This window comes from Haloferax sp. AB510, from assembly GCF_024136985.1.
GTDB lineage: Archaea > Halobacteriota > Halobacteria > Halobacteriales > Haloferacaceae > Haloferax.
Map to the genome: position 1 here is coordinate 1 of NZ_JAMYJY010000052.1, position 24858 is coordinate 24858.

A 24858-nucleotide genomic window follows, 5' to 3' on the forward strand; every position below is an offset into this window, starting at 1 on the left:
CTCGGCGCGTACACGGCGCTTTCGAGCCTCGGCGGCGGGGTCGGCTCGGCGCTCGGCGGGTTCGTCGCCGACGCCGCCGGCTACGTCGCGGCGTTCGGCCTCGCGGGGGTCGTCGTGGGCTGTGCGCTCGTCGTGGTGTTACTCACCGGCGGGCGGGGCGTCGCGGCGGAAGCGCAGTCGCTCGCCGATTAGGTCTCGAAAACGAAAGCGGGGCCGGTCGCGGAACTTTCCTACTCGATGGCGTGCACCGGCGAAATCCAGACGACGAGGTCGCCGTCGCGTTTGATGACGCCCTCGATGGAGTCGTCTTTTTCGAGTGGCGGGTCCTCCACGTCGTCCATCGAGACGCGCACGACCTGATACACCTCGTCGACGAGCCAGCCGGTCGCCGCCTCGTCTTCGAACTTGTTGGGGTCGAAGATGACGATGCGCTTCGACTCGCCCTCGTCGTCGATGCTGAGAAGCGACTTCGGATTGATGATGGACGTAGTCCGCCCGCGGAGGTCCATCACGCCCTCGACGTAGTCCGGCGCGTTCGGAACCGCCGTGAGCTGGCCCTTGTCGACGATTTCGCTCACGTACTCGATATCGACGCAGTACGTCTCCGGGCCGAGTTGGAATTCCAGCACCTGTACTTCTTCGGCGGAGTCCTCCGCGTCGGTCTCGTCCGCGCTCATCTCAGTCGTGATTGCATCTTGTCGCATGGTCATCCCCGGCGGCGACATCCGCCGCCACCTGTCTGCTTCAGAGTGGTGAGATTCAGCGTATAAAGATACGTACCCGATTATCAGCCGTGATTATCCTCGCCGAGTGTTTATATACCCGATTTCCGAACCTCGGAGGTAGATGAGCGGTCAACGAAACGGCACACTAACGAATCCACCGAGCCCTCGGCGGGGGGGCCACTCGGCGTCGCCGAGTTCTCGCCGACCCGGAACCGCCGGGTGGGGACGATGAGCGCGTCCGCCGACGCGGACCCGACTCGCGCGGTCGTCGTCGACGACTCGCGGTTCATGCGGACGCTGATTCGCACGCTCCTCGAGGACGCGGACGTCGAGGTCGTCGCCGAGGCGGCCGACGGCCGCGAGGCGATTTCGGTGGTCGAGGCGAACCGTCCGGACGTCGTGACGATGGACATCGAGATGCCCGAGATGAACGGACTCGACGCGGTCGAGGCCATCATGGAGGAGTGTCCGACGCCCGTCCTCATGCTCTCGGCGCACGCCGAGGAGGACGCCGACGTGACGTTCGAGGCGCTCGACCGGGGGGCGGTCGACTTCGTGACGAAACCGGGCGGCGAGGTCACCTCAGAGATGCCCCGCGTCAAGCGGGAACTGGTCGAGAAGATTCAGTCCGCCGCGGCGGTCGACCTCTCGGCGACGCGCCGGGGCTCCCGGCCGCCGAAGACGGAGCCGAAGTCGGCGGCGACCGCGGGGGCGAAACCGTCGTCCTCGGGGACGACCGGGTCGCTGCCGACCGAGGGCTCGACGCTGATTATCGGCGCGTCCACGGGCGGGCCGAACGTCGTCGAGCGGTTACTCGCGGCGCTCCCCGAGGAGGCCGGCCTCCGCGTGCTCGTCGTCCAGCATATGCCGGCCGGCTTCACGAAGCGCTTTGCGGCGCGGCTCGACGGCCGCTGTGACTACGAGGTCCAAGAGGCGAGTGACGGCGAGCGAATCGGCCCCGGGCAGATTCGCATCGCACCCGGCGGTTCCCACCTCCTCGTGACCGGCGACCGGGCGGGACGTCTCCGGCTCGAACTCTCCGACGACGAGCCGTTGCACGGCGTCAAACCGGCTATCGACCTCACGATGGCGTCGGCCGCGGAGGCGGTCGACGCGCCGCTGGCCGGCGTGCTCCTCACCGGCATGGGCCGTGACGGCGTCGAGGGGATGACCCGAATCAAGCGGGCGGGCGGCCACACGGTCGCACAAGACGAATCGACCTCCGCGATCTTCGGAATGCCGAAGCGGGCCATCGAGGCCGGCTGTGTCGACACCGTCTCGGCCGACGGGCGAATCGCAGACGAAGCACTCCGCGGGCTCACTACCTGACCATGGACGAAGAACTCTACCAAGCATTCATCACCGAGAGTGAAGAGAGCATCACGCAGTTGAACAACTCCCTGCTGTCGCTGGAGTCGAACCCGGACGACACCGAGGCCATCGACGACATCTTCCGGCAGGCCCACACGCTGAAGGGGAACTTCGGTGCGATGGGGTTCGACAACGCCGCGACGGTCGCCCACGCCGTCGAGGACCTCCTCGACGAGATTCGCCACGAGCGACTCGACGTGACGGCGGAACGGATGGACCTCGTCTTCGACGGGATGGACCTCATCGTGGAGATTCTCCACGACATCGAGGAGAACGGCGAGTCCACCATCGACCCGACCGACACGGTTGAGGAGATTCGCGCCGCAGTCGAAGACGGAGGTGACGCGGGAAACTCGAATCCGGCGGCGCCTGACGAGGCCGACCGCGAGTCGGTCGACCTCGACTCTCTCGCCGCCGACTGCGTCGACACGGACGCCCTCGACGCGACCACGCTCACCCACGCCCACGTCAAACTCGACGCGGGCCAGATGAAGGGCGTCGACGCCGGTATCTTCCTCAGTAGCATCCCGGAAGAACTCGACGTGGTCGGGGCGAACCCGAACCGCGACGCCATCGAAGACGGCGAGTACGGCGACGGTTTCGACCTGTTCGTGGCCGAGCGCGACGCCGCCGTCGTCGAGAGCGAACTCGACGGCCTCTGGAAGGTCTCGACGGTCGAGACGACCGACGTGTCCGACGCGCTCTCCGGCGGCGACGAGGCCGCGGACGCCGGCGATGAGCCGGCGGTCGAGTCAGAGGTTGATGCTGAGGTTGACGCCCCGGCGTCGGACGGCTCCGACCAGTCCGTTGACGCTGACGGCGCTGTCGACAGTGACAGCGACGCGGCGTCCGACGACGCACCCAGCGTTGACGACGGGAGCGAAGGAGACGCCGGCGAGGCCGAGTCGACCGAGAGCGACGAAGAACCGGAGTCCGGTAACGAGAAGAAAAAGGAGGCCCGCTCCATCTCCGCGGTCAAGTCCGTCCGCGTGGACGTCGACCAACTCGACGAACTCCACGAACTCGTCGAGCAGCTGGTCACGAGCCGCATCAAGCTCAGAAACGCCATCGACGTGGGCCAGACGACCGCGCTCGACACGCTCGACGAACTGGACAAGATATCCTCGAACCTCCAGAACACCGTGATGGACATGCGGCTCATCCCGCTGAAGAAGGTGTTCGACAAGTTCCCCCGACTGGTGCGCGACCTCGCTCGCGAACAGGACAAGCGCGTCTCGTTCAAGGTCGAGGGCGCGGACATCGAACTCGACCGCACCATCCTCGACGAGATTTCCGACCCGCTGATGCACGTCCTCCGGAACGCCGTCGACCACGGCATCGAAGACCCCGACGTGCGCGAGGCAAACGGCAAGTCCCGCACGGGGACCATCAGACTCTCCGCGCGCCGCCAACACGACACCGTCATCGTGACCGTCGAGGACGACGGCGGCGGCATCAACGCCGACGCCGTCCGTGACAAGGCGGTCGACAAGGGCGTTGCGACCCGCGAGGAGGTGAACCAGATGCCCGACAGCGAGGTGTACGACTACATCTTCCACCCCGGCTTCTCGACCAACGACGAAATCACCGACGTGTCCGGCCGCGGCGTCGGCATGGACGTGGTGAAGACGACCGTCGAATCGCTCGACGGCTCGGTGTCGGTCGAGAGCGAACCCGGCGAGGGGAGCACGTTCAACATTCGCCTGCCGGTGTCGGTCGCCATCATCAAGGTGCTGTTCGTGCAGGTCGAAGACCGCGAGTTCGGCGTCCCAATCAAGTACATCGACGAGATTAGCCGCCGCGACCGCGTCCAGACGGTCAGCGGCGCGGAGGTCATCGTCCACGAGGAGACCATCTTCCCGCTGATTCGGCTCCGCGAGGCGCTCGAAATCGACTCGCCCGAGCCGGACACCGGCATGGTGGTTCGCATCCGCCCCGACGACAGGCAGGTCGCGCTCCACTGCGACGGCGTGACGAAACAGGAGGAAGTCGTCGTGACTCCCCTGCAGGGGCCGCTGTCGGGCGTCGGCGGGCTGTCGGGGACGGCCGTCATCGGCGACGGGAACGTCATCCCGATTCTGGATATCTCGACGCTCGAACTCCCGGCCGACGGCGAGCAGGCGATGCGCGAGTTCGACCCGAGCCAACTCCCGGACACCGCCGAGGAGGCGGCCGACTGATGCCCTCGTCTGCGACCGACGACCCGGCGTTCGGCCGGCTCTTGGACTACATCGAAGACTCCCTGCAGTTCCAGACGAGTTCGTACAACGACGCCTACCTCGACCGCCGCGTCTCCGCGCGGATGCGGCGGCGACGCGTCGACGACTACGAGTCGTACCACGACCTCCTCACCGACGACGAGGACGAACAGCAGGCGCTCCTCGACGCGCTGTCGGTCAACGTGACGAGCTTCTTCCGCAACCCCGAGGTGTGGGAGGCGCTCCGCGAGGTGCTCCGCGACCTGAGTTCGCGGGGGAGCCGCCACGACCCCATCAAGATATGGAGCGCGGCCTGCTCGGACGGCCGCGAGGCCTATTCGCTTGCGATGCTCGCCCACGACGACGACCGCGTCGACGAGCGACGCATCGAAATCGTCGGCACGGACATCAAACGCGAGATTCTCCGCGCCGCCAGAGCGGGCGAGTACCGCGCCTCCGAGACGAACGACGTGGCCGAACAGCTCGACCCCATCGGCCGCTGGGAGCGCTTCGTCGATCGCGACGACGACACCTTCCGAGTGAAGGACGCCGTCACCGACATGGTTCGCTTCGAGCGGCGCGACCTCATCCGCGAGGAGCCGCCGGGGACGTTCGACCTCGTCGTCTGCCGGAACCTGTTCATCTACATCAACGCCGAGTCGAAACGGGCCGTCTTCGAGACGCTCGGCTCCGCGCTGAAGCCGGACGGCTACCTCACCATCGGCATGACAGAGACCATCCCGCCGACGTGTAGACAGCAGTTCGACCCCGTCGAGAAACGACTCCGCATCTACCGCGCGAGCGACGCCGCGGTCGGGAGGTGAGCGATGAAGCCCGGTGAGCAAAAACTCGGAGACACCCGCGGGCGGTTCCTCCAAGTCATCAAGAACGGCCGGGAGATACACGATGTTGACTGGACGAGCGGCCGAATCCTGCTTTCGAACAGACGACTCATCCTCGCGGGCACGGGCGGCAAGCGGACGATTCAGCTCTCGAAGATAGAGGAGTTCGGCGGCCGGTACGACGTGAACCAGCGCATCGCGACCGTCTCCGATTACTTCAGCGTCCACATCCCGTCGGGCGTCGTCCTGCTCGCGCCCGTCGACTACGACGAGTTCGAGACGGACTTCTTCGGGGCGCTCCTCAACACCGAGCAGTTCCTCGCACGGCATCCCGCGGTCGCCGGCGGCGTCGTCCAGAACACCGAGTGGGAGAAGTCCCGGCTCAAAGTCGAAGAGGAGGCCGTGAGCATGGCGACCGTCGGTGGCAAGTTCGTCGAGATACGCCTCGACGACATCGGCGACGTGAAGACCGGCGAACGGACCATCGTCGACGAACACCGGAGCGTCATCGAGGTCGAACACTCCGACGACGAGGGGACGAGCCTCCAGACGTACATCTCCGGCTCCGACCGCGCCGTCAGCTTCCTCTACACGCTCCTCCGCGAGGGCGAGGAGCTTTCCGAGACCTCTATCGAACTGAGCGAGACGGACAAACAGGTCCTCACGGCGCTGTACTCCGGCGTCTCCCCGTTCGACATCCCCAGCTTCCTCGGACTCGACGTGGACGAGGTCGAGGAACTCTTTCAGCGGCTCATCGACCACAACGTCGTCGAGGAGATTCGCGTGCGCCACGAGGTGCAACTCAACGCCCGCGGCCGCAGCATCGCCTCCGACGCCATCAACGAGCAGTAGTCGGCACTCGGATTTTCGCGGCGCAGTCACCGGACGAGGAGCGACGCGTCTCGCTCATCAGTCGTCGGTCGCGCGCCGAGAGGCCCGGTCGAGCGCGATTCCGGCGTAGATGCCTCCCAACCAGAGCCCGGCTAAGACAGCGATACCCCGCACGCGCTCACCGGGTTCGAATCCTAGACCGTGAATCGCAATAATCGGCAACAGAGCGCTCAAGACCCCGATTATCGTGTACCAGAAGTGGTCTTTCGGACCGGACCACCGCCAGCGGTACGCGGGAAAGGCCACGAACCCGAAGCCCGCAATTGTGTACGTGAGAAGGAGAGTGGCGCCGACCAACACGTCACCGTGTCGGAAGCCGAAGGAGTAGCTGACCGCACTTCCGATTGCCAGCCCGACGAGCGCCGAGGTCCGCGTCCGCATAGTGACAGGATTGGTTGTGGGGCTGATAGTTCTTCCCAACCACTGGACGACACCGATTCCGCCAGAAAAAACAGCTTCAGACGTTTACGTCTTCGATTTCCTCGTTGACGACGAACCTCCCTTGCGGCGTCAGCGAGGTCGGAAGCTCGTTGTCGCCGATGAGCTCTTCTTCGTGGAGCTTCTCCAGTTCCGCGTCGAGGACGTCCTCTTCGACGCCGAGGAGTTCGCTGAAGTCGACCTCCGCGGCCATCTCGCCGGCGGAGTACAGTCCGACGAGGACTTCGAGGCCCTGTTCCGTGACCTCGACGTTGCGGACGCCCGACTTTATCCAGTGGTAGACGAGCCGGAGGTAGCGCCCGAGGATATTCATCTTCCGACGGGAGTCGAGTGTTATCTCGGAGGTGACCGTCTGGCCCTGTTTGACGTGCTGGACCGAAAGCACCAGTCGCTTTTCGCCGTCGACGGTCCGTTCGAGCACCTCGAAGAAGATGACGCTCGCGAGGTCGATGTGGAACGGGTCGCCGTTTTCGGTGAGCGGGCCGTCGTCGTCGGGGAACGTGACGGCCTCGTAGTCGAGGTGCAGGCCGGACGGCTGTCGCTCCGTGTCGAGGACGCGTCCGCCGATGCGGGCCGGGTGGGTGACCTGCGCGCGCGAGCCGTTGAGCGCCGCGCGGAACAGCAACAGCGCGAACTTCTCGATGGTCTCGCGGTCGCCGCCGATGACGGTCGTCCGGCGCTGGCGGCCGATGATGTAGCCGACCATCACCGTGTAGTCGAAGAACTCCTCGACCTCCGGGGGGACCTGCCCGACGGCGATGTCGAAGATGGACGTGATGGGGATGACGGTCTTGGCCTTCGACGTGGCGAGGATGAGCCGCCGCTGGCTCATCAGGACGCGGCCCTTGACGGGCTCGAACGAGGCGTTGCCGCCGGCGACGAAGTTGGCGACGAAGTCGACGACGATTGACTCGCCGTTGCTGGTCCGCTTTTCCGTTCGTTTCTTCGAGCGCTCCCGCTCTTGTTCCTCGCGTTCGTCCGACGGCTCGGACTTCTGCCGGCGGTACGCCTGCAGGAGGTCGCTTTTCGCCACGTCGCCCCCTTCGGGCGCGCGGGAGCGGGCCTCCTGTGCGGTCTGTTCACCTGCCGCGTCTGGCATCGAATCTCGGGTCTGTTGTCCGTCTTCAGTCATATACTAATCAGCGCTCCTGCGAGCGACGAGGTGGCAACCGCCATCAGGGAGCCCACCCAGACGAGCATCACGAAATGCAGATAGGCGTTCGCCTTGTGTCCGCCGTCGACCATCCGAATCATGAGCGACGACAGGAGGGCGTTGAACAGGATGATGAGCGTCAGCATGTACTCGATGAAGGGCACGTCGTAGACACCGGCGTAGATGAGCGTCCCGAACTGGAGGCTGTCGAGGTTCATCTGCGTCGAAAACGACGCGAGAATCTCGACGACTTCCAGCCCGATGAAGAACGCGAACGACGCGGAGGCCGTGATGCCGTAGAGGACGCCGATGAGGGTGACCGTCGACTGCTTTCGCTGGCGGCGGAGCTTGATTATCTCGTTCATGTTGCGGCTGATGAGCTCGCCGAGGAGCTTCGGTTTGCCACCCATCGACCGGCCGACGTTGTACATCTCGGAGAACTTCTGGACGAGATAGGAGTTCGTCTCCGCGGTGAAGAAGAACCACGAACGGTCGGGGTCAAGCCGCATCCGAAGCCGCGTGTACAGCCGCGATATCTCCCGCGAGAGGACGCCGAAGTCCTTCGTCTTGAGCGTCTTCAGGACGGCCGTGGTCGTGCTCTGTTTCGCCGTCTCGGACGCCCCGAGCGCGCGGATGAACCCGGGGTACTCCTCGTCGCGCTCGCCGATGCGTTTCTCGTGGCGGCGCGCGACGATGCCGGGGACCGCAAGCGGGGTCAGCGGCGTCGATATGAGGAGCGGAATCGGGAGTTCCATCATGATGGGCCGGACCGTCTCGCCGACGATGGTCAGGTTGAACGTGCCCAACGCGAGCACGAGCACCATCGTGATAGAGAGGCCGACCGCGCCGTACAGCGTGATGTCTATCTGCCGGTCCGCCTTCGTCCGGTACTCGCGCTGGTGGAACCACAGCGGGTCGTACGGCGACATCGTCCGGATAACGAAGTAGAACCCCAACTGCACGAAGACGAAAAGCACGATGACCGCGCCGATGGTCATCGTCGCGTCGGTCCCCGTCAGGATGGGGAGGACGATGGCGTTGATGATGGCGAAGGTCATCGACAGAATCATCGAGAGGTAGAGGTCCTTCATGACCTCCAGGTTCCCCAGCGCGCTCTCGTAGACGGTGATGTACTTCTGAATCATCGCGTTCTGCTCGCCGAGGAGGAAGTCGTCGATGCTCTGGCCGGCGTTGATGGAGTACGCGAGCCTGTCGAGGAAGTCCGCGAGGGGCTTCGACGGGACCTCTCGGGCCCGGCGCTGACAGGCGTCGTCGAGCGACTGGTTCCACGCGTCGACCAGTTGGACGATGCGGTTCATCTCGGTCGATAGCTCCCCGTACTCCTCCTCGCGCGCGAGCGTTCGAAACACGGCGACACGGTCGATGTTCGTCGTCGAGAGCACGGTCATGTGCGTAATGAGGAGGTGGAGTTGGTTCTCCAGACTGCGGCGCGTCTGTTCGACGAGGAGCCGCGGGTAGAGGACGGCTCCGCCCAACAGCAACACGCCGAGGAGGAACACGGGGATGCGGACGAGGAGGGGAAGCGGGAGCGCGATGGCGCCGGCCACAGAGAGTATGAAGAACACGATGGCGGGGCCGAGCACCGCGAGCAGGTACCGCGAAAGCGCCATCGGCATCTTCTCGTAGGACTCGATGATGTCGCTGATGAAGTCCCGAACCTGCACCGCCTGCATCGACGCGCTCTGCTCCCCTGCCATCTCGCTACACCCTCGCCATGTCGAACGGCAGTCCTTCGACGCCGTCGCGCTGGTAGTCCTCGATGAGTTCGTTCACCTCGTGGTAGCCGAGGACGTTCTCCTGAATCGCCCGGCGGACGAGTTCGGCGCGGAACTGGATGTCGTCGTATATCTTCCGCGTGTCGTCGTAACCGAGGAGCGTCGCGACCTTCTGCTCCATGATGAAGGAGTTGTTCATCCCCTGGAAGATGATCTCGTCTTGGACGGGGTCCCAGTAGAACGCCTCGCGGGTGACGACGCCGCCCATCTCTTTCGAGTAGCCCTCGATTTCCTGCACGCTCGTCACCCGACGGAGGATGTCGTTGCCCCGGCGGACGCGGTTCTGGAACAGCGCGATGTCGCAGTTGTCCATGAACGTCTCGGGGACGTTGATGGGGTCGCCGGTGAAACGCTGAATCATGGAGACGATGTCGGACGCGTGGAACGTGAGCATCACCGGGTGACCGGTCTGGGCCGCCTGGAACGCCATGCGACCCTCCTCGCCACGGACCTCCCCGACGATGATGTAGTCGGGGCGGGAACGGAGCGCGGCCGCGACGAGGTCGAACATGTCGACTTCGGAGTCGGAGCCGCGGCCCTCGCGGGTGAGAAGTTGCTGCCACGTATCGTGCGGCGGGAGCACCTCGGCGGTGTCCTCCGCGGTGTAAATCTTCGAGTCCTGCGGGATGAACGAGAGGATGGCGTTGAGCGTCGTCGTCTTCCCCGACGCCGTCTCGCCGACCACGAAGATGGTTCGTTCGTTCTCCAGCGCGATCCAGAGGTACGCGGCCAGTTCGGGCGAGAGCGTCCCCCACTTGGCGATTTGGAACACCGAAAGCGGCACGTCGTCGCCCTGACGGATGGTGAGCGACGACCCCTTCAGCGACACGTCGTCGGAGTAGATGATGTTGATACGCGAGCCGTCGGGGAGCGTGGAGTCCACGATGGGGTGGGCGTCGGAGACGGGGTCGCCGATGCGCTCACCCATGTTGCGGAGCCAGTTATCGAACTGCTCCGTGCTGTCGAACTCGACGCTCGTCTCCAGCAAGCCGAACGTCCCGTGGTCGACGTCGACCTGGCTGGGGCCGATAACGTGAATGTCCTCGTTCTCCGGGTCGCGCATGATGGGTTCGAGCGGACCGAGGCCGACGATGTCGCGGACGAGTCGGTACTGTATCTTGTCGTAGGTCGTCTGGGAGACCTCGATGCCGGCCACGTCGAGTCGCTTGGCAACCGAGCCGAGCGGCCCGCGGTCGTCGCCCTCGATGTGGACGATTTCGGAGAGTAACTCCTCGATTCGCTCTTCGTAGTCGGCGCTTTCTTCGGGGGCCGGCTTCGAGACGCTGCGTTCAAGCAGTTTGTCCTTGACCCGACCGAACACCTCGAGTTCGTCGTCGTCCATCTCGGGTTCGATGGTGTAGTACTTCGTCGTCTCGCCGAAGTTGCCGTATATCTGGCAGAACACGGGGCCGCCCAGCGGGTAGATGATGTTCGGACGCCGGGACTCGTAGTCGCCCGGCTCGTCGACGAGCATCGGGAACTCGCCGGTGATCTGTCGAAACCGCTTGAGGTGGTCCCGCAGGTGCGGCCACTGCATCGCGAGGCGCTTGAGATCGTCCGACAACCTGGCGGAGCCGTGTTCGGTCGCCATCTACGCCACGCTCCTCGACTCGATGACGAGCCCGATACCCGACCGGACCGAGAAGCCGACGCGGTCGCCGACCTGCTGGCCCATCCCCGCAAAGCGCTTCACGAAGATGTTCCGTCGGACGTCGTTTCCGACCTCCACCATCTCCAGTTCGAAGTAGACGTCGGCGATAGAGCGGAACGGACCGATGGAGCCCTCGTCGACCGACGACGGGTCGACGGTGATGATGATGGTCTTGCCCTTCGTCGTCAGCTCGCGGAAAAACGAGATGATTTCGAGGGCGGCCTGCCGCTCGTCGTTCTGCCGGACCAGCGCCTCGAACTGCGGGTCGTTGCGCAGGATGGCGTCGAACGTGTCGATGATGATGACGTCGGCGTCCCAGAGCGTCTCGGCGTCCATCAGCCGCCGGAGGAGCTGCTTTCGCTCCTTCTGGCTGCTGCCGCCGGAGAGCGCGCCGCTGCTGTCGATTTCTGCCTGGAGGAACAGGATTCGCTCGTCGAGCAGATGCTTGACGATGTCGTACGAAAGCGAGTGCATCTGGTCGAGGAAGCCGCGGACACCCAGTTCGGTCGAGACGAGCGTCACCACCGTTTCCTCGTCGCAGAAGCCGTAGCTGAATCGCTGCGACAGCACGCTTTTTCCGGCGCCGTAATCCCCTTCGATGAGGACGATTGCACCCTTGGGGATGCCGCCGCCGAGTTCCTTTTCGAGACGGTCGTGCCCGGATAGCCCGAGAGAGAATTGACTGCTCATGGTACGCGGAATTCGAACACCTCTTCGTCACCGTCGACGACGACGGTCATCCGGTAGTCGCCCGAGTCCAACGCGATGTCCGTCACCGTGAGTTCGATGACGTTGCTCGGCCGCCACTCGGTGCCGTCGACGACGTTCACCGTGACGTTGGTCTGATACTGTCCACCGACGATGATGTCGAAACCACCGCTGGTCGCCGGGAGCGTCCTGAGGCCGGTGTTCTTGACGTATATCGAGAGGTTGTCGTTCGCGCCGTCGTAGACACCCGCCTGCGGATCGCTTATGACTTCGATGTCGGTTCTGATCTCTGTACTCACGTCGCCGCCGCGCTCGTCGAGCGAACTGCTGATGCCGGTCACGGTGTCGATGAGGACGCCCGAGACGCCGGCGGCGACGACGATGCTGGCGATGAACAGGATGAGGCTCGGAACGGAGATGTCGGCCATCTAGTTCACCGCCTCCGTGGCTGCGACGCCGCTCCCGGTGACGACCTTCACGCGTTCGGGCGTGGGGTCGACCCCGACCACGAGACTCAGGTTCTCGCCGGCGTACCAGAGGTCGGTTCCGGCGTCGCCGTCGACGGTCGCGTTGGCCGCCGGCACGTCGACGTACCTGTTGTCGACGAGCAAGGTGGTCTCGCTCACCGAGAGCGTCTCCGAGCCGGCGTTCGTCAGGTTCACCGTGAGGCTCTCGTTGCCCGCGTTGTAGGTCGCGTTCGTAACGGTGATGTCCGTGTTCGTCCGTTCGAGGGCCCGCTCCGCGTCGGCGTCCTGCGCTTCGAGCACGTTCTCCGACGCGTTCGACGTCGCTGTGTACAGCGTCCCCGTGGCGACGAGGACGCCGAGGAAGATAACGGCGGTCGAGCCGCTAACACCGAATCCCATCGAATCTCCTCCCGTAAGCGACTAACTCCTCGTACAGTTGTCCCCGCGGGACGTCCTCCGCGAGGCGACAGACGTACGCGAGGCTCGTCTGGTGGTCGTCGATGCGGAGTTCGTGGTCGTCGGCGTCTTCGACCGACGGCGCAATCTGTCCGACGTGGGCGTTCAGTTCGCTCTCGACGGCGCGCGATATCCAGTCCTGCTCCCGATACTGGCGAAGCGCGCGTGACGCGCCGAGCGCGCCGCCGACCGCGACGAGATGTTCGACCCATTCGAGGACGAGCACCTCGGAGACGTAGTTCGACGGGAGCGCAGCCAGGTAGGCGTCGGACTCCTCGACCGCCGCCGACGGCTCGGGTTCGGCGGCCGCGTCGTCCTCGTCGTCGACCGAAAGCTCGTCTTTGGCCATCGCCGCGGTGGCGTACTCTGCCTCTAGCTCGTCGAGCGTCTTGCGGACGTCACCGTCGGCGTCTTCGACCTCGGGTTCGTGTTCGGACTCGGACGGTTCGTCACTCGGATCGTCGGCCTCGTCAGCGTCGGCGATCGCTTCGAAGTCGTCTTCGACGCTGTCAACCGGCTCGTCTTCGAATTCGTCTTCGAGGTCGACCGCCGCGTCGGCGAGGTCCGTTTCGGCGTCGTCCGCCTCTCCTTCGTCCGCCTCTCCTTCGTCCGCCTCCGCTTCGTCTTCTTCGTCCCAGCCGCCGCCCTCCTCGTACTGTTCTTTGAGGTCGTCGAAGCTCGCGCCCCCCGCGCCGCCCGAGTCGTCGGCCTCGTCGGCCTCGTCGTCGTCGTCGAGCACGTCCGCGGGGCTCTCGCGCTCGGCTTCCACGAGTTCGTCTTCCGCGGCGAGTTCCGCTTCCTTCGCGCCCTCCTCGGCGTCGAGTTCGCCGAAGTCGTCGTCGAAGAACGACTCGGCGTCGGCGTTCGCCACGTCCGGGTCGAGGTGCTCTTCGTCCTCGGCTTCCGCCTCGAAGAGACCGAACGCCCCGCCACCGCCGTCGAGGCCGCCCATCTCGCGGGCGTCGTCGACGAACGGGTTGATGCCGCGGGTGACCATCTCGTAGATGTCGAGCAGTTTGCGAATCGTGTCGTCGAGCTCTTCGACGGTCTCACCGATCTGTTTGTTCTCTTCGCGGACGGTGTTCATCCCCGACGAGATGGCGCTTACTTCGTTCTCGAGTTCGCCGACGCGATCTTCGAGCTCTGCGAGTTCCTCGCTGTTGTCGTCGTCGAATCCGCCGAAATCGTCATCGTCGAATCCGTCGTCGAGGTCGTCGCCGAAGTCACCAAACTCGTCGGAGAGGTCGTCTATCCCCTCCTCGAATCCAAGTCCATCGTCTGATGACATGTGTTGTCCTTCCGTCTCCGTTTCGTCCCCGGCGTCAGCCGTGCCTTCGTCGTTCTGCCACTCCATCATGCTCGCAGCGAGCACCTCCGCACCGTTTGCGGGGCGCTTCGTTCGAGCGACGGCCTGTCACCCGGCCGAGCGGCGGACCGGCCGGGGAGGTCCGACGGACTCGGGGGAGCAGGTAACATTGGTGCAAGGTACGTAAGTCGGTACAAGAAAGTTCCCGTCCCGTTATCAGTAGCGATATTTTAGACGTTCGGAATTTTCGCCGGCTAAGTATGTAATAAAAGTCAGACGGCGCCGTAGCGGCGGTAAGAAGAATTATCCGGCGTCGGCACGGACGTTCTTCCGACAGCCACACACACGTTTCAACACAATCATGACAGAACTAGTCAAGACCGGTGTCGAAGGACTCGATTCCATCCTGAACGGCGGTATCGTCAAGAACGCCGCGGTGCTCATCAGCGGAAACCCGGGGACGGGAAAGAGTATCCTCGGCCTCCAGTACCTCTACAACGGCGTCGACCAGTTCGACGAAGGGGGCCTGTATCTCACCTTCGAGGAGACCGAAGACGACATCCGCGAGGCGGCCGAGTCCATCGGCTTCGACCGCTGGCACGAGTACGTCGAGTCCGGAGATATCAAGGTTTACGACAAGCGGACGCTCCTCCGCGACGGTGACTTCTCGACGACGCTCGACCGCATCCTCGGCGACCTCCAGGACACCAACTACGACCGACTCGTCCTCGACTCGCTGACGATGTTCCAGCTGTTTTTCGACGACGAGAAAGAACAGCGCCAGTACCTCCTGAAGTTCATCGACATCCTGAAGGACAGCGGCCTCACCTCGCTTCTGACCACCGAGCAGTCGGCGATCTTCCCCGAGACCGACATCGGCCTCGAGAACTTCCTGACCGACGGGAACATCTACCTCATCCAGAGCCCCGCGGGCGCGACGAGCAACCGCTACGTCTGGGTGGCGAAGATGCGCAAGCAGAGCATCAAGAACTCGATGTTCCCACTGGAAATCGCACAGGGCGGCATCAAGATATACGAGCAGGCGGCCGGGTTCTCCATGGTCGGCGAGTCCCCGCCGTGGTTCGGCGAAGAGACCGAGTAACTCGCTTCGCGTTTCTCTTTTGGCTCGGTGCGTTTCAGCACTCTCGTTCGCTCCGAGACGGGGTACGGAACTCGGCTCGGCGCGTGACGAACACCGCTGTGGGCACTAACGGGTTCTGTGGCGATAAAAAAAAAGCGCAGCAGCGAGAGACCGATTAGAGTTTAATCGGGTCGCCGCGCTCCTTGCCGGCGAGCTGCTGGGGCATCGTCATGATGACCTGCGTGGTGCCGCCGGTCCGCGAGGTGATTTCGAGCGTGACGCGCTCGCCGGTGCCGAGACCGGTTCCGCCCTCAATGGCGGACGTGTTGATTTTGACCTCGTAGCGGTCGTTCATGCTGTTGAGGACGCCGAACGAACCGTCGTCGTCGGTGACCTCGTCCATCAGGAACTCGTCGCTGTCCGCGTAGGTACGAACGTCGTTGGTCTCTCCGTCGTCGGACTGGTTGGTCAGCGTCGTGACCGTGTCGTCGCTGAGGTACTTGATGGACGACTCGTTCATGTCGACGCTAGAGGAGCCGGCGGCGAGACGAATCGTGAGGGTCATGTTGTCGATGACCTCGGAGTCGCCAACCGTACCGTGCGCGTTGAGGACTTCGACGCGGTTCGTGACCTTGTTCACGGACTGCTCGCCCGCATCTTCGGCCGTTGCCTGGAGGAAGCCAGCGGTGTTGACGAGGACGCCCGCCGCGATTGCGGCGACCAGGACCATCGCGATGAAGACGATGAGCGTTCCGATACCGACCTGACCTCTGTCTTCGTCGTTGAACAGTTCGCTAAACATTTACAGTGCCACCGGGTCGTTGTTGTCCTTGCCCGCGAGCTGCTGGGGCATCGTCAGGATGACCTGCGTCGTGCCGCCGTTGCGCGAGGTTATCTCGAGGGTCACCGATTCGCCCGTACTGAGGCCGTTCTTGTTCGCCCCTTCGATGACGGAGGTGTTGATGACGATCTCGAAGCGGTCGGTCTGGCTGTTGAGAATCGGGAACGAGGTGTCATCGTCCTGAATCTTACGGACCGCGAACTCGTCGTTTCCGGCGGTCGACCAGTTGATGCCGTCCGCGTTGTCCGTGTTGTTGTTGACGAGCGTCCGAGCCGTGTCGTCACTGAGGTATTTAATTGTCGTGTTGTTCAGCGAGACCGAACCGGAACCGGCTGCCAGACGCGTGGTGAGGTTCACGAAGTCGACGCTCTTCGTCGACGTTCCGTTAACGATACCGTGAGTCGACACGACGTCGACGCGGTTCGTGACCTTGTTCACAGATTGCTGTCCGGCGTCCTCGGCGGTGGCTTGCAAGAAGCCAGCCGTGTTCACGAGGACGCCCGCCGCGATTGCGGCGACCAGAACCATCGCAATGAAGACGATGAGGGTCCCGATACCGACCTGACCCCGGTCTTCGGTGATGTTTTCGAACATGGGTTGTCGTGGGTTTGGTCCCACACTCAGTGGGAGCGAGGAACCGTCACTCGTCAACTTGGAGAGGTGCTACATAACGCTACGGCCCTCAATATCAAGACTGATATCGGTCGGGCGGTACGTCGATAAGTAAAATTCTCCGCACGCTCACGCGAGGCGCTAGGCGGTACTCGTCTCAGAAAACGTAAGAAAAGACTCCGGAGTCGGAGCGGTTCAGTCCTGCGTAATCTTCCGCCACACGTCGTCGAGTTTGTTCTTCACCTCCGGGCGCTCGGTCACGCTGACGGTGTAGTCGTCGGCCTCGAACCGGACGACGATTTCGTCGACTTCGCGGCGGTAGACGTTCGTCCGTCGGTGCTCGTCGGAGAGAACCCGGTCGTGAAGTTCGAGGAGGCCCGCTGCCGTCAGTTCCTCGATTCGGCGATAACAGGTCGCGATGGGGATATCCAACATCTCGCTGAACTCCTGTGCCGAGTGGGGTTCGTCCGCGGCACGGAGGATGTCTGGGTTGTATTCGTTCCCCAGTGCCGAGAGGGTCCTGTCAGACTCCATAGATGGAAATTTATCGGAACGCACCGCTTGTCAATGTGTTGGTTGTCTCCCTGCCACGTTCTCAGTCATAGTAGTGAGTCCCGAACGCCCGGTGACGATGGGATTATATGCCACGGCACCGAGCATCCGCCGATGGACGACGATGACGAGCGTCCTCCCACTCACCCGCGAGAACAGGGAGTCGTCGGGCCGGACGACCTCGATATCAGCCGCGACGAGCACGTCGCGGCGCTCGACACGGGCCGGTACGTCATCTCGACGGGAGAAAACAGGCCGCCCGCGCCGGTCGACGACGCTGACGACGACGGGCATCAAGCGTCCGACGCGGCGGCCGCCACACCGCCCGGTTCCGAGGACGGTGAGCGCGACAAAGACGCGTCGACTCCCGAACTCGTCCTCCCGAAAGACCCGAAAAAACGGGCCGTGCTCGCCCGCCGACTGCTCGCAGAGCGCGTCGGGGCTGTCAGTGCGGACCACGCGCTCGTCACCACTGCTCTTGTCGATGGCGAGGTAACCCGTCACGAGACCGTCTCCGACGACGTGACCGAGGTCGTCAACTCGTTTCTCTCGTGGTACGCCGACGCCATCGGCAGCGCCGACACCCCACCCGACGAGGTACTCGGTATCCTGCTTTTAGCCTCGGAGGTACAGGTCACCTATCCCGGTCGGGCCGTCGAGGCGCTCGCGACCGCGAACGGACTCGACCGCGACGACAGTATCGGTGACCTCCTCGACGCCGTCGGAGAGACCGGCGCTTCGTTCCCGCCGCGTCGACGATGATGCGCCGGTGACAGGCACCGGTTCGGGCACCGGAGTCCCCGAATCTTCGGTCGACACGATGTGGCGCGGGCGAATCGCCCGTCTGATGCCGTATCATCCTTGATAATGGGGAGGAAGGGTTTATGGTGTGATTTTCGGAAAGCTGGAGGTATGGCAAGCAAGGTACTGGTCGTGGACGATTCTGCGTTCATGCGGAACCTCCTCAAACAGCTCCTCGAGGGTGAACACGAAGTCGTCGGCGAGGCCGAAAACGGGGTCGAAGCGGTGGAACTCTACCGCGAACTCGAACCCGATGTCGTCACGATGGACGTCGTGATGCCGATTCGAAACGGCATCGAAGCGACGTCCGAGATCAAGTCGCTCGACGCCGGCGCATCGGTCATCATGTGCACGTCGGTCGGACAGGAAGAGAAGATGCGCGAAGCGGTCGAAGCAGGTGCGGACGGCTACATCACGAAACCGTTCCAGAAGCCGAACGTGCTCCAGGCTATCGCCGACGTGATTCAGGCAGAGGCATGAATCTCGACGTTCGGTCGCTTCGCACGTTCAGTCGGCTCGCCCACTCGGGCGCGGAGAAAGCCGCGGGCTCTCTGACTACGCTCGCCGGTATCGACACGTACGTCAACGTCACCAAGGTGGAACTCGGAACGAAGTCAGACGTCGAAAACGAGTTCGCCGAGCGCGACCTCGTGAGCGTCCACATCGGCTTTTCGGGCGGGCTGGACGGCCACACCGTGTTGGCGTTCTCGCCCGAGTCTGCAGAGCGTCTGGTCGACGCGCTGATGCCGGGTATCGACGCCACCGACGCAGAGGGCGAACTCGCCGAGAGTAGCCTCAAAGAGGTCGCGAACATCATGCTCGGCGGCTTCATCGACGGTTGGGCCGACTACCTCGATACCACCGTCGACATCACGACGCCGACCTACGTCGACGACGAGAACGACGGCCCGCTCGACCACGTCGACGCCGAGGGCTTCGAGAACGGCGGCGACGACGAACACGTCCTCGTCTTCCGTAACCAGTTGGAGGCCGCTGACAACGCCATCGAGTTCGACCTGTACATGGTGCCGACCGCCTCGTCCATCGAGACCATCGTCGAGGCGAGCGGCGAGGACGGCGCGCTCCCGGTCGAGTCGTTCGCCGCCTTCTCCGAGATGATAAACGACGGTGCGAACCAGGCCTCGGAAGACATCACGGCAATGACGGGTATCGACACGACCGTCGAGGTGAGCCGGCTGAGCTTCGTCCCCATCGAGGGCGTCCCCATGTCGTTGACTGACGCGGTCCGCCGCGGCGTCGTGTTGGAGTTCAGCGGGACGCCGAGCGGCTACATCGCCATTCTCTTCGACGAGCCGTCGGCCGAGAACATCGCGAGCAGCCTCCTGCCGGGCATGGAGGGCGACGAGGCGATGCGCCAGAGCGCGATTCAGGAGATCGGCAACATCACGACCTCCGGCTTCCTCGACGGCTGGGCCAACGCGCTCGAGACGACCATCGACATCTCGCCGCCGAAGCACGTCCACGACATCGGGTCGGCCATCATCGACCCGCTTGCGACCGACCTCGCGCAGTCCCAGGAGTACGCGTTCCTCATCGACTCGACCATTCGGACGGACGACGACGAGTTCACCTGCGACATCTACGCGCTGCCCGACGAGACGGAACTGCGCAAGGCGCTCAAGCAACTCTCGCCCGTCGCGTGAACCCTCCGTAGAGGCACTCAGCAATGCAAGTATACACCACGGACACGCCCGCGGCCCGCTCCGGTCGAATCAAGGTCGGAATCGCCGACTACGCCATCTCCGGCGACGAGAGCACGCTGACCACAAGCGGTCTCGGCTCCTGTATCGGCGTCGCGTTGTACGACCCCGAGACCCGCGTTTCCGGTCTCGCACACGCGATGCTCCCGGAGGCCGACGGCGGCGGCGAGCCGGCGAAGTTCGTCGATACCGGCATCGAACTCCTGCTCTCGGAGATGCGAGCCGCCGGCGCGGACATCGACCGCGTCGTCGCGAAAATCGCCGGGGGAAGCACCATGTTCGACTTCACCTCGGCCGACGGTGACGGCAGTATCGGCGATAGAAACGTCGCCGCGACGCGAGCGACGCTCGACGGGTTCGGCATCGACGTCGTCGCCGAGGACGTCGGCGGCTCCCACGGCCGGTCGTTGGAACTCGACAGCGAGACTGGTGACCTCCGCGTTCGGAGCGCAAAAAGCGGCAACCACGTCCTCTGAGCGCTGTTTTCGACGAATTTCGACGAGACTCGCGACCGGGAAGAACACGTCGAGCGCCGACCACGACCGCCGAGCCGGGTCGCCAACGATACTGACCTCGACGGTTCGGTGTTCGACCTGAGATATCAGTTCTGATAGCGCCTCGAATAGATTTATGTCGCCTCCTTCGAATGCTTTCACCGAAACGGTACGATATCGCGTGTGACACCACGGACAGCGCTCTGCGCTCTCCGCCGCCCTGAGTCGGGGGACTCGGGGGGAATCGTGCCGTCCTGAACGAGGTGACCCATGTACTTGGACCCGGACGAATACGACCCTGACGAACTTCGACGTATCGCGCGTGACGCCCCACGACCCAGACGGAACGGCGACGGCCGCTTCGACGACGGGAGATTCGATGACAGTCGCTTTGACGACGGCCGGTTCGACGACCGGAGCCCCTTCCGGTTCGACAACCCGCTTTTCGACCGGAGCCGACAGGAGGCGTCCGAGGCGCTCCGGTCGAGTCAGCTCGAACACCTGCTCGTCCACCAGTCTCGCGGCGAGGAAGACGGCGTCGAAAAGCCGTACCTCCGCTCGCTTCCGGACAAGTACGGCGCTGAGCGCGTCGTCTTCGACTGGCTCGAGTTCCTCGTCCTCAAGGGCGGGTTCAAGCGGGCGATGGACGCCCTCCGGTACTATCAGACGGTCGACTGGGTCACGCCCGACGTCGAGGAGACGCTCCGGGACTACCTCCTCGGCTTCTCCGCTGATGTCGACGAACCGACCGACCTCGACGTCGACGACCACCTGCTGAGTCTGGTCTACGTCGCACGTCTCTCCTCGATGGTGTGACGCCGACCGACGGGTCTCGAATACGGTCTCTCCTTCCGACAACCGAGTGTATACCATGACTGCGCGAACCACCCGCCCGCCGAGTCCGACCCGAGTTGATACCGCATGACGAACGACGCAGCCGCCGCTACCGACGCTGATGTGACGTCCGAGTCCGACGAGACCGACGTGCCGACGGCCGTCGGCGTCAAGTTCGGGAGCGCCCGGACGGCGCTCGCCTTCGACGACGGCGACGCGGCGAGGACGGTTCACCTCCCCTCGCGCCCGGCCGACGGCGAAGACGCGCTCACCGGCGACGAGGACGTCCACCACGACGGAGAGGCGGTCCGAGAGTCCCCCGAGCGAGTCGAGTCCATGCTCCGCTCGGGCGTGCCCGCGACCGTCCGCGACGCCGAGTCGTTCGAGCGGTTTGTCCGCGAACTCTGCGCGCGACACGACCTCCCCGCGGACAGCGCCGTCGTGTACGCGATTCCGACCGTCGACGACGATATCGGCCTTGCGAACTTCGGCACCGCGGTCGGCGAGTGCGGCATCGGTGAGGCGCTCGCGCGCGGCTTCCCCGAGTCGCTGTGCGCGTCGATTCCGGCGCTCGGCGACGGAATCGAGGCGGTCGACGAGGTCTTTGTCGCGCTCAACCTCGGCGCGACGAACCTCGAAGCGTGCGCGTACCGACGCGGAGAGCGGTTGCTTCCGTTCGTCTCCGCGGAGGCGTCCGGTGACCGCGTCGACCGACGCATCGCCGAGGCGGTCGAAGCCGAGACGGGTGGGCGAGTGACGGTCGATCCCGCCACCGCCCGCGAGTACAAGGAGACCCACGCCGACTTCGGCGGGTTCGAGCCCTTCACCGACGCGGTCGAACGCGGGAACGAGGGGGCACACGAGTTTACCGTCGAGCGGGGCGTGATGGAGCCGTTGGACGAGTATCTCGACGACGTGGTCATCGAGCTCGGCGATTTCTTCTCGCGACTGGCGAGCTCGCACATGAAAACCTATCAGCTCGCTCGCGCTCGCCCGCTCGTCGTCTCCGGCGGGATGGCGTGCATTCCCGGACTGGTCGAGGAACTCGAAGCGCGGCTCGCCGCGGAACTCGACCGCCCGGTGAACGTGGTCGTCCCCGACGACCCGGTGACCGCCGCGGCCGAGGGCGCACACAGGCTCGCGGTGCGGCTCCGCGACGCGGCCTAAACGCTCGGCTCTCGGGTCGTCTCGTTTTCTATGCGACTCACCCAGTCGCTGCGTAGCTCAGTCTGTCTCCGACTCGGTCGCCACTGTCCCGCCGTCGCTGACGGAGACCGCTCGGTCGGCGCTCCGGAGGCCGACGATTGCGATGGTCCCCCTGGGGTCGTTCTCCGCGAACCGAAGCTGACCGTTCGAGCGGTCGATTATCCACTGGACTAACCAGAGCCCAAGCCCGCTGATATGTTGGAGCGGCGTCTCGGTCCCCGATTCGAGGACGGAGAGCTCGGCGTCGGGAACGCCCGGCCCGTTGTCGGCGATTCGAATCTCCACGAAGTCGGTCGAGGTCGCGCTCCGCTCGACCGTGACGCCGACTTCCGGAATGACTCGGTCGTTGTGTTCGAGCGCGTTGTCGATGAGGTGTTTGATAGCCGATTCGATGAGGTCGTCCGCGGAGACCCACACCTCGTCGGGGAGGCTCCGGTGGACGATGGCCTCGGGGTAATCGGACTCGATGTCGTCCAACTGCGCCTCGATGCGCTCGACGACCTCGACGGGCTCGATTCCGGACGACCCGCGGGTCAGCGTCGTGTCGATGTGGCGAGTCTGCTCGCCGAGTTCGACCAGCGACGACGCCTTCCGCTTTATCGTTCGGGCGTGGTCTTTCGACTCGGCGGGGATACGCTCGTCGAGGAGGAGGTCCGCGTGGCCGAGGATGACGTTCATATCGTTTCTGAGGTCGTGTCGGAGGACGCGATTCAGCACCCGGAGGCGCTGTTCGTAGCGATGGCGACTGGTCACGTCCCGCGAGTTCAACACGACGCCGTCGACGGCGGGGTCATCGAGGAGATTCACACCGACCGTCTCGAACCGTCGCCACATGCCGTTCTTGTGGCGGATTCTGAACTCCGAGCGCACGGGAGAGTCGCCGGATATCACCTCGTCGAGGCGGCCGGCGACCCGGTCTCTGTCTTCGGGGTGGACGAGGTCGAGCACCGATTCGCCGACGAGCGCGTCGGTCTGATAGCCGAGAACCTCGGTCATCGAGGGGCTCGTGTAGGTCCGTTCGCCGTCCTCGTCGAGGACGGTGATGACGTCCCGGGAGTTCTCGATGAGCGCGCGGAACTCCTCTTCGGTGTGCCGGCGCTCCGTCACGTCGTAGAAGACGAGCAAGAGCGCGCGGTCGTGCGTCTGGTCGCCGACCACTTCGGAACGAATCTCGAAGTAACGGCAGGTGCCGCCGTCTTCGACGACCGCCTCAGCCCTGTCTCGACCCTCCAGAACCGTCCGGACCTCGGCCGGAACGCGAATGCTTTCGAGGACCGGCTCACCGATGCACTCGTCGACCGGTCGCTCTAATAGCTCCGAGGCGGCACCGTTCGATTCGACGATTCGGTCCTGTTCGTCGAGGACGACGACTGCGTCCCGCATCTCCGAGAGAATCGCGTCGCGGGCGATGGGTGTGATGTCGAACAGCTGGTGTCTGAACAGTGCCCAGAGCACGACGACCGAGCTGACGCCGATAGAGAGGGGAACCGGGTTGATTCGAATCGGGAAAAAGAACTCACCGGCGAGTGCGGCGAGGGGTATGAGACCGGCGACAACGAGGAACCCGGCCTGTCGTCGATGGATGCTCGAACTCCGGAGGTACGTCTTTCCGATGACGGTCAGCCCGGTGAGGGCGACGCCGGAGCCGTAAATCACGTGTACGACGAAGGGGAGCTCCGGACCGAGCGGGACGAGAAGGTGCAGACCGGCTCCGCCGGAGTTGTCCGGTGCGGTGACCGTCCAGAGGTCGAGCGAGGACCCGAGAAGTCCGTGAGAGTGGTTCGTCAGCGCGAGGGCGATTGCGACGGCGGGCTCGATGGCGAGAAAGCCGACCATCTGGGTGGTGAGCAGTTGGTCCTCGCCGGCGTAGACGAGGGCGAAGATGAGCCATATCGTGGGGACCACGGCCGCGCCGGCCCAAGCTAGATAGGCGTAGAACAACTCGGCTCCCGGCGTCGTCGCGAGAAAGGCGAAGCCGTACGCGGTGGCCCAGATACTCCCGGAGAGCGTCAAGAGTGCGAACGGGAGGCGGACCCGCCGAGAGTAGAGTCGGAACCGACCGAGGACGACGAGCGTCACGACCCCCGCGAGGATACCCGCGGCGAACAGCGCGTACGCGTACGGGAACTGCTCAACGCTGGTCATGGGTTGGTCGTGGTGCGCATCTGTGAGCCTCTGGAACTGTTATTTCCGATGAGTGTCACATCGGAGCGATATCAAACGTGTATCCGTTTCTGAACTTAAGCAGTTCGACCTCTCTATCAACGATGATACTCGGTTTTATCTGAGAGGCAAGCGGCCGGTTCGAGCCCTTCTCACGCCTCAATAAGGGCCTCATTCACCGGACAGTCGGATACATTATCAGATATAACATCACGGAGACTGCTGACGGTTCGCGCGCGGCGCAGAACTGTCGATATTCGGACGTTCGCCCGAACGCTTAATTCGGATGGACGCACACGCAGGGGTGACATCCTCCCCGTCGTAAGCGACGGGGCTTCCCGTACCGCAGGTGGGATATTTGCTGGTCTACGACACGACCTGTTCTCGCGGTGCAAAGCAACCGCTCTCTGAGTCGAACAGGTGTACCGATGGCTGTGCCACACAGCCGTTACTCCTATCCTCACTGTGAGGACTCGGGGTTATCTTCTGCCGCATATTCTCCGCCCCGTTGCAATCCGCGTTTCCGACCAACCCACACGACTGACAGACGT

The 24858-nt window shown here is 64.1% G+C and carries 24 protein-coding genes and 2 pseudogenes; 12 read left to right on the forward strand and 14 right to left on the reverse strand.

What is annotated here, in order from left to right; translation table 11 throughout:
• Window positions 1-192 (forward strand): annotated as a pseudogene (locus NKF06_RS11295) (MFS transporter); the annotation flags it as partial.
• A gap of 38 nt (window positions 193-230) precedes the next feature.
• Here NKF06_RS11295 and NKF06_RS11300 read toward each other — a convergent pair.
• A complete protein-coding gene (locus NKF06_RS11300; protein WP_008092931.1) occupies window positions 231-677 on the reverse strand; it encodes a chemotaxis protein CheW in 447 nt (148 codons plus the stop codon).
• Window positions 678-953: 276 nt separating this feature from the next.
• On the opposite strand from NKF06_RS11300, the gene NKF06_RS11305 reads away from it, so the two are divergent.
• From NKF06_RS11305 to NKF06_RS11320, 4 genes are read left to right on the forward strand one after another with little or no spacing between them, the layout of a single operon-like run.
• Complete coding sequence (locus NKF06_RS11305; RefSeq protein WP_058828799.1) at window positions 954-2054, forward strand: chemotaxis response regulator protein-glutamate methylesterase; 1101 nt, start codon at window positions 954-956, stop codon at window positions 2052-2054.
• A gap of 2 nt (window positions 2055-2056) precedes the next feature.
• A complete protein-coding gene (locus NKF06_RS11310) occupies window positions 2057-4276 on the forward strand; it encodes a chemotaxis protein CheA (protein ID WP_253245439.1) in 2220 nt (739 codons plus the stop codon).
• On the forward strand, window positions 4276-5118 hold the full coding sequence (locus NKF06_RS11315; RefSeq protein WP_253245440.1) for a protein-glutamate O-methyltransferase CheR: 843 nt from the start codon (window positions 4276-4278) through the stop codon (window positions 5116-5118). The genes NKF06_RS11310 and NKF06_RS11315 overlap by 1 nt, the downstream gene beginning before the upstream one ends.
• 3 nt (window positions 5119-5121) lie before the next feature.
• The gene (locus NKF06_RS11320; RefSeq protein WP_058828802.1) at window positions 5122-5988 is read left to right on the forward strand and encodes a CheF family chemotaxis protein; all 867 of its coding nucleotides are present in this window, start codon (window positions 5122-5124) and stop codon (window positions 5986-5988) included.
• 57 nt (window positions 5989-6045) lie between these two features.
• Here NKF06_RS11320 and NKF06_RS11325 read toward each other — a convergent pair whose 3' ends face one another.
• From NKF06_RS11325 to NKF06_RS11360, 8 genes are all read right to left on the reverse strand, one after another.
• Window positions 6046-6408, reverse strand: a complete 363-nt coding sequence (locus NKF06_RS11325; RefSeq protein WP_058828803.1) for a hypothetical protein — start codon at window positions 6406-6408, stop codon at window positions 6046-6048.
• A 76-nt stretch (window positions 6409-6484) separates the two neighbouring features.
• Window positions 6485-7498: a CheF family chemotaxis protein gene (locus NKF06_RS11330; protein WP_172795842.1), complete on the reverse strand. Its 1014-nt coding sequence runs from the start codon at window positions 7496-7498 to the stop codon at window positions 6485-6487.
• A gap of 95 nt (window positions 7499-7593) precedes the next feature.
• Window positions 7594-9336, reverse strand: coding sequence for an archaellar assembly protein FlaJ (gene flaJ, locus NKF06_RS11335; protein WP_058828805.1), 1743 nt, complete (start codon window positions 9334-9336; stop codon window positions 7594-7596).
• A gap of 4 nt (window positions 9337-9340) precedes the next feature.
• Entirely contained in the window at window positions 9341-11005 is a 1665-nt protein-coding gene (locus NKF06_RS11340; protein WP_042662090.1) for a type II/IV secretion system ATPase subunit, read from the reverse strand.
• The gene (locus NKF06_RS11345) at window positions 11006-11755 is read right to left on the reverse strand and encodes an ATPase domain-containing protein (RefSeq protein WP_004970800.1); all 750 of its coding nucleotides are present in this window, start codon (window positions 11753-11755) and stop codon (window positions 11006-11008) included.
• Window positions 11752-12201 carry a CARDB domain-containing protein gene (locus tag NKF06_RS11350; RefSeq protein WP_042662088.1) on the reverse strand — a complete coding sequence of 150 codons (450 nt, stop codon included), beginning with the start codon at window positions 12199-12201 and terminating at the stop codon, window positions 11752-11754. Before NKF06_RS11350 ends, NKF06_RS11345 begins: the two co-directional genes overlap by 4 nt.
• Window positions 12202-12639, reverse strand: coding sequence for a fla cluster protein FlaF (locus NKF06_RS11355; protein WP_253245441.1), 438 nt, complete (start codon window positions 12637-12639; stop codon window positions 12202-12204). It lies immediately after the preceding gene.
• Window positions 12623-14068 carry a flagella accessory protein C gene (locus NKF06_RS11360; RefSeq protein ID WP_253245442.1) on the reverse strand — a complete coding sequence of 482 codons (1446 nt, stop codon included), beginning with the start codon at window positions 14066-14068 and terminating at the stop codon, window positions 12623-12625. The genes NKF06_RS11355 and NKF06_RS11360 overlap by 17 nt, the downstream gene beginning before the upstream one ends.
• Before the next feature lie 295 nt (window positions 14069-14363).
• Here NKF06_RS11360 and NKF06_RS11365 point away from each other — a divergent pair, with 295 nt between their 5' ends.
• On the forward strand, window positions 14364-15104 hold the full coding sequence (locus NKF06_RS11365) for an ATPase domain-containing protein (RefSeq protein ID WP_004977361.1): 741 nt from the start codon (window positions 14364-14366) through the stop codon (window positions 15102-15104).
• Window positions 15105-15258: 154 nt separating this feature from the next.
• Here the strand turns inward: NKF06_RS11365 and NKF06_RS11370 are convergent, their stop codons facing one another.
• The 3 genes from NKF06_RS11370 to NKF06_RS11380 form a co-directional block, all read right to left on the reverse strand.
• Window positions 15259-15885 (reverse strand): archaellin/type IV pilin N-terminal domain-containing protein, encoded by a 627-nt coding sequence (locus tag NKF06_RS11370; protein ID WP_042662086.1) that lies wholly within the window; start codon window positions 15883-15885, stop codon window positions 15259-15261.
• A complete protein-coding gene (locus tag NKF06_RS11375; protein WP_253245443.1) occupies window positions 15886-16518 on the reverse strand; it encodes an archaellin/type IV pilin N-terminal domain-containing protein in 633 nt (210 codons plus the stop codon). It lies immediately after the preceding gene.
• 213 nt (window positions 16519-16731) lie between these two features.
• A complete protein-coding gene (locus NKF06_RS11380; RefSeq protein ID WP_008092913.1) occupies window positions 16732-17070 on the reverse strand; it encodes a helix-turn-helix domain-containing protein in 339 nt (112 codons plus the stop codon).
• A 132-nt stretch (window positions 17071-17202) separates the two neighbouring features.
• Here NKF06_RS11380 and NKF06_RS11385 point away from each other — a divergent pair, with 132 nt between their 5' ends.
• The 6 genes from NKF06_RS11385 (at window position 17203) to NKF06_RS11410 (ending at window position 22105) form a co-directional block, all read left to right on the forward strand.
• Window positions 17203-17850 (forward strand): hypothetical protein, encoded by a 648-nt coding sequence (locus tag NKF06_RS11385; RefSeq protein ID WP_253245444.1) that lies wholly within the window; start codon window positions 17203-17205, stop codon window positions 17848-17850.
• A 150-nt stretch (window positions 17851-18000) separates the two neighbouring features.
• Window positions 18001-18369, forward strand: a complete 369-nt coding sequence (gene cheY / locus NKF06_RS11390) for a chemotaxis protein CheY (RefSeq protein ID WP_004043735.1) — start codon at window positions 18001-18003, stop codon at window positions 18367-18369.
• Window positions 18366-19553: a chemotaxis protein CheC gene (locus NKF06_RS11395; RefSeq protein WP_058828809.1), complete on the forward strand. Its 1188-nt coding sequence runs from the start codon at window positions 18366-18368 to the stop codon at window positions 19551-19553. Before cheY ends, NKF06_RS11395 begins: the two co-directional genes overlap by 4 nt.
• 23 nt (window positions 19554-19576) lie before the next feature.
• On the forward strand, window positions 19577-20086 hold the full coding sequence (locus NKF06_RS11400) for a chemotaxis protein CheD (RefSeq protein ID WP_058828810.1): 510 nt from the start codon (window positions 19577-19579) through the stop codon (window positions 20084-20086).
• Window positions 20087-20374: 288 nt separating this feature from the next.
• The gene (locus NKF06_RS11405; RefSeq protein WP_058828811.1) at window positions 20375-20920 is read left to right on the forward strand and encodes a FlaD/FlaE family flagellar protein; all 546 of its coding nucleotides are present in this window, start codon (window positions 20375-20377) and stop codon (window positions 20918-20920) included.
• 105 nt (window positions 20921-21025) lie between these two features.
• A complete protein-coding gene (locus NKF06_RS11410) occupies window positions 21026-22105 on the forward strand; it encodes a hypothetical protein (protein WP_058828812.1) in 1080 nt (359 codons plus the stop codon).
• 57 nt (window positions 22106-22162) lie between these two features.
• Here the strand turns inward: NKF06_RS11410 and NKF06_RS11415 are convergent, their stop codons facing one another.
• Window positions 22163-24289: a histidine kinase N-terminal 7TM domain-containing protein gene (locus NKF06_RS11415; protein ID WP_253245445.1), complete on the reverse strand. Its 2127-nt coding sequence runs from the start codon at window positions 24287-24289 to the stop codon at window positions 22163-22165.
• A gap of 384 nt (window positions 24290-24673) precedes the next feature.
• Window positions 24674-24858 (reverse strand): annotated as a pseudogene (locus NKF06_RS11420) (RNA-guided endonuclease TnpB family protein); the annotation flags it as partial.

Coding starts and splice junctions, on each gene's coding strand:
- NKF06_RS11300 (WP_008092931.1), bottom strand. CDS start 677: ATGAGCGCGGACGAGACCGACGCGGAGGACTCCGCCGAAGAAGTACAG.
- NKF06_RS11305 (WP_058828799.1), top strand. CDS start 954: ATGAGCGCGTCCGCCGACGCGGACCCGACTCGCGCGGTCGTCGTCGAC.
- NKF06_RS11310 (WP_253245439.1), top strand. CDS start 2,057: ATGGACGAAGAACTCTACCAAGCATTCATCACCGAGAGTGAAGAGAGC.
- NKF06_RS11315 (WP_253245440.1), top strand. CDS start 4,276: ATGCCCTCGTCTGCGACCGACGACCCGGCGTTCGGCCGGCTCTTGGAC.
- NKF06_RS11320 (WP_058828802.1), top strand. CDS start 5,122: ATGAAGCCCGGTGAGCAAAAACTCGGAGACACCCGCGGGCGGTTCCTC.
- NKF06_RS11325 (WP_058828803.1), bottom strand. CDS start 6,408: ATGCGGACGCGGACCTCGGCGCTCGTCGGGCTGGCAATCGGAAGTGCG.
- flaJ (WP_058828805.1), bottom strand. CDS start 9,336: ATGGCAGGGGAGCAGAGCGCGTCGATGCAGGCGGTGCAGGTTCGGGAC.
- NKF06_RS11340 (WP_042662090.1), bottom strand. CDS start 11,005: ATGGCGACCGAACACGGCTCCGCCAGGTTGTCGGACGATCTCAAGCGC.
- NKF06_RS11345 (WP_004970800.1), bottom strand. CDS start 11,755: ATGAGCAGTCAATTCTCTCTCGGGCTATCCGGGCACGACCGTCTCGAA.
- NKF06_RS11350 (WP_042662088.1), bottom strand. CDS start 12,201: ATGGCCGACATCTCCGTTCCGAGCCTCATCCTGTTCATCGCCAGCATC.
- NKF06_RS11355 (WP_253245441.1), bottom strand. CDS start 12,639: ATGGGATTCGGTGTTAGCGGCTCGACCGCCGTTATCTTCCTCGGCGTC.
- NKF06_RS11365 (WP_004977361.1), top strand. CDS start 14,364: ATGACAGAACTAGTCAAGACCGGTGTCGAAGGACTCGATTCCATCCTG.
- NKF06_RS11370 (WP_042662086.1), bottom strand. CDS start 15,885: ATGTTTAGCGAACTGTTCAACGACGAAGACAGAGGTCAGGTCGGTATC.
- NKF06_RS11375 (WP_253245443.1), bottom strand. CDS start 16,518: ATGTTCGAAAACATCACCGAAGACCGGGGTCAGGTCGGTATCGGGACC.
- NKF06_RS11380 (WP_008092913.1), bottom strand. CDS start 17,070: ATGGAGTCTGACAGGACCCTCTCGGCACTGGGGAACGAATACAACCCA.
- NKF06_RS11385 (WP_253245444.1), top strand. CDS start 17,203: ATGGACGACGATGACGAGCGTCCTCCCACTCACCCGCGAGAACAGGGA.
- cheY (WP_004043735.1), top strand. CDS start 18,001: ATGGCAAGCAAGGTACTGGTCGTGGACGATTCTGCGTTCATGCGGAAC.
- NKF06_RS11395 (WP_058828809.1), top strand. CDS start 18,366: ATGAATCTCGACGTTCGGTCGCTTCGCACGTTCAGTCGGCTCGCCCAC.
- NKF06_RS11400 (WP_058828810.1), top strand. CDS start 19,577: ATGCAAGTATACACCACGGACACGCCCGCGGCCCGCTCCGGTCGAATC.
- NKF06_RS11405 (WP_058828811.1), top strand. CDS start 20,375: ATGTACTTGGACCCGGACGAATACGACCCTGACGAACTTCGACGTATC.
- NKF06_RS11410 (WP_058828812.1), top strand. CDS start 21,026: ATGACGAACGACGCAGCCGCCGCTACCGACGCTGATGTGACGTCCGAG.
- NKF06_RS11415 (WP_253245445.1), bottom strand. CDS start 24,289: ATGACCAGCGTTGAGCAGTTCCCGTACGCGTACGCGCTGTTCGCCGCG.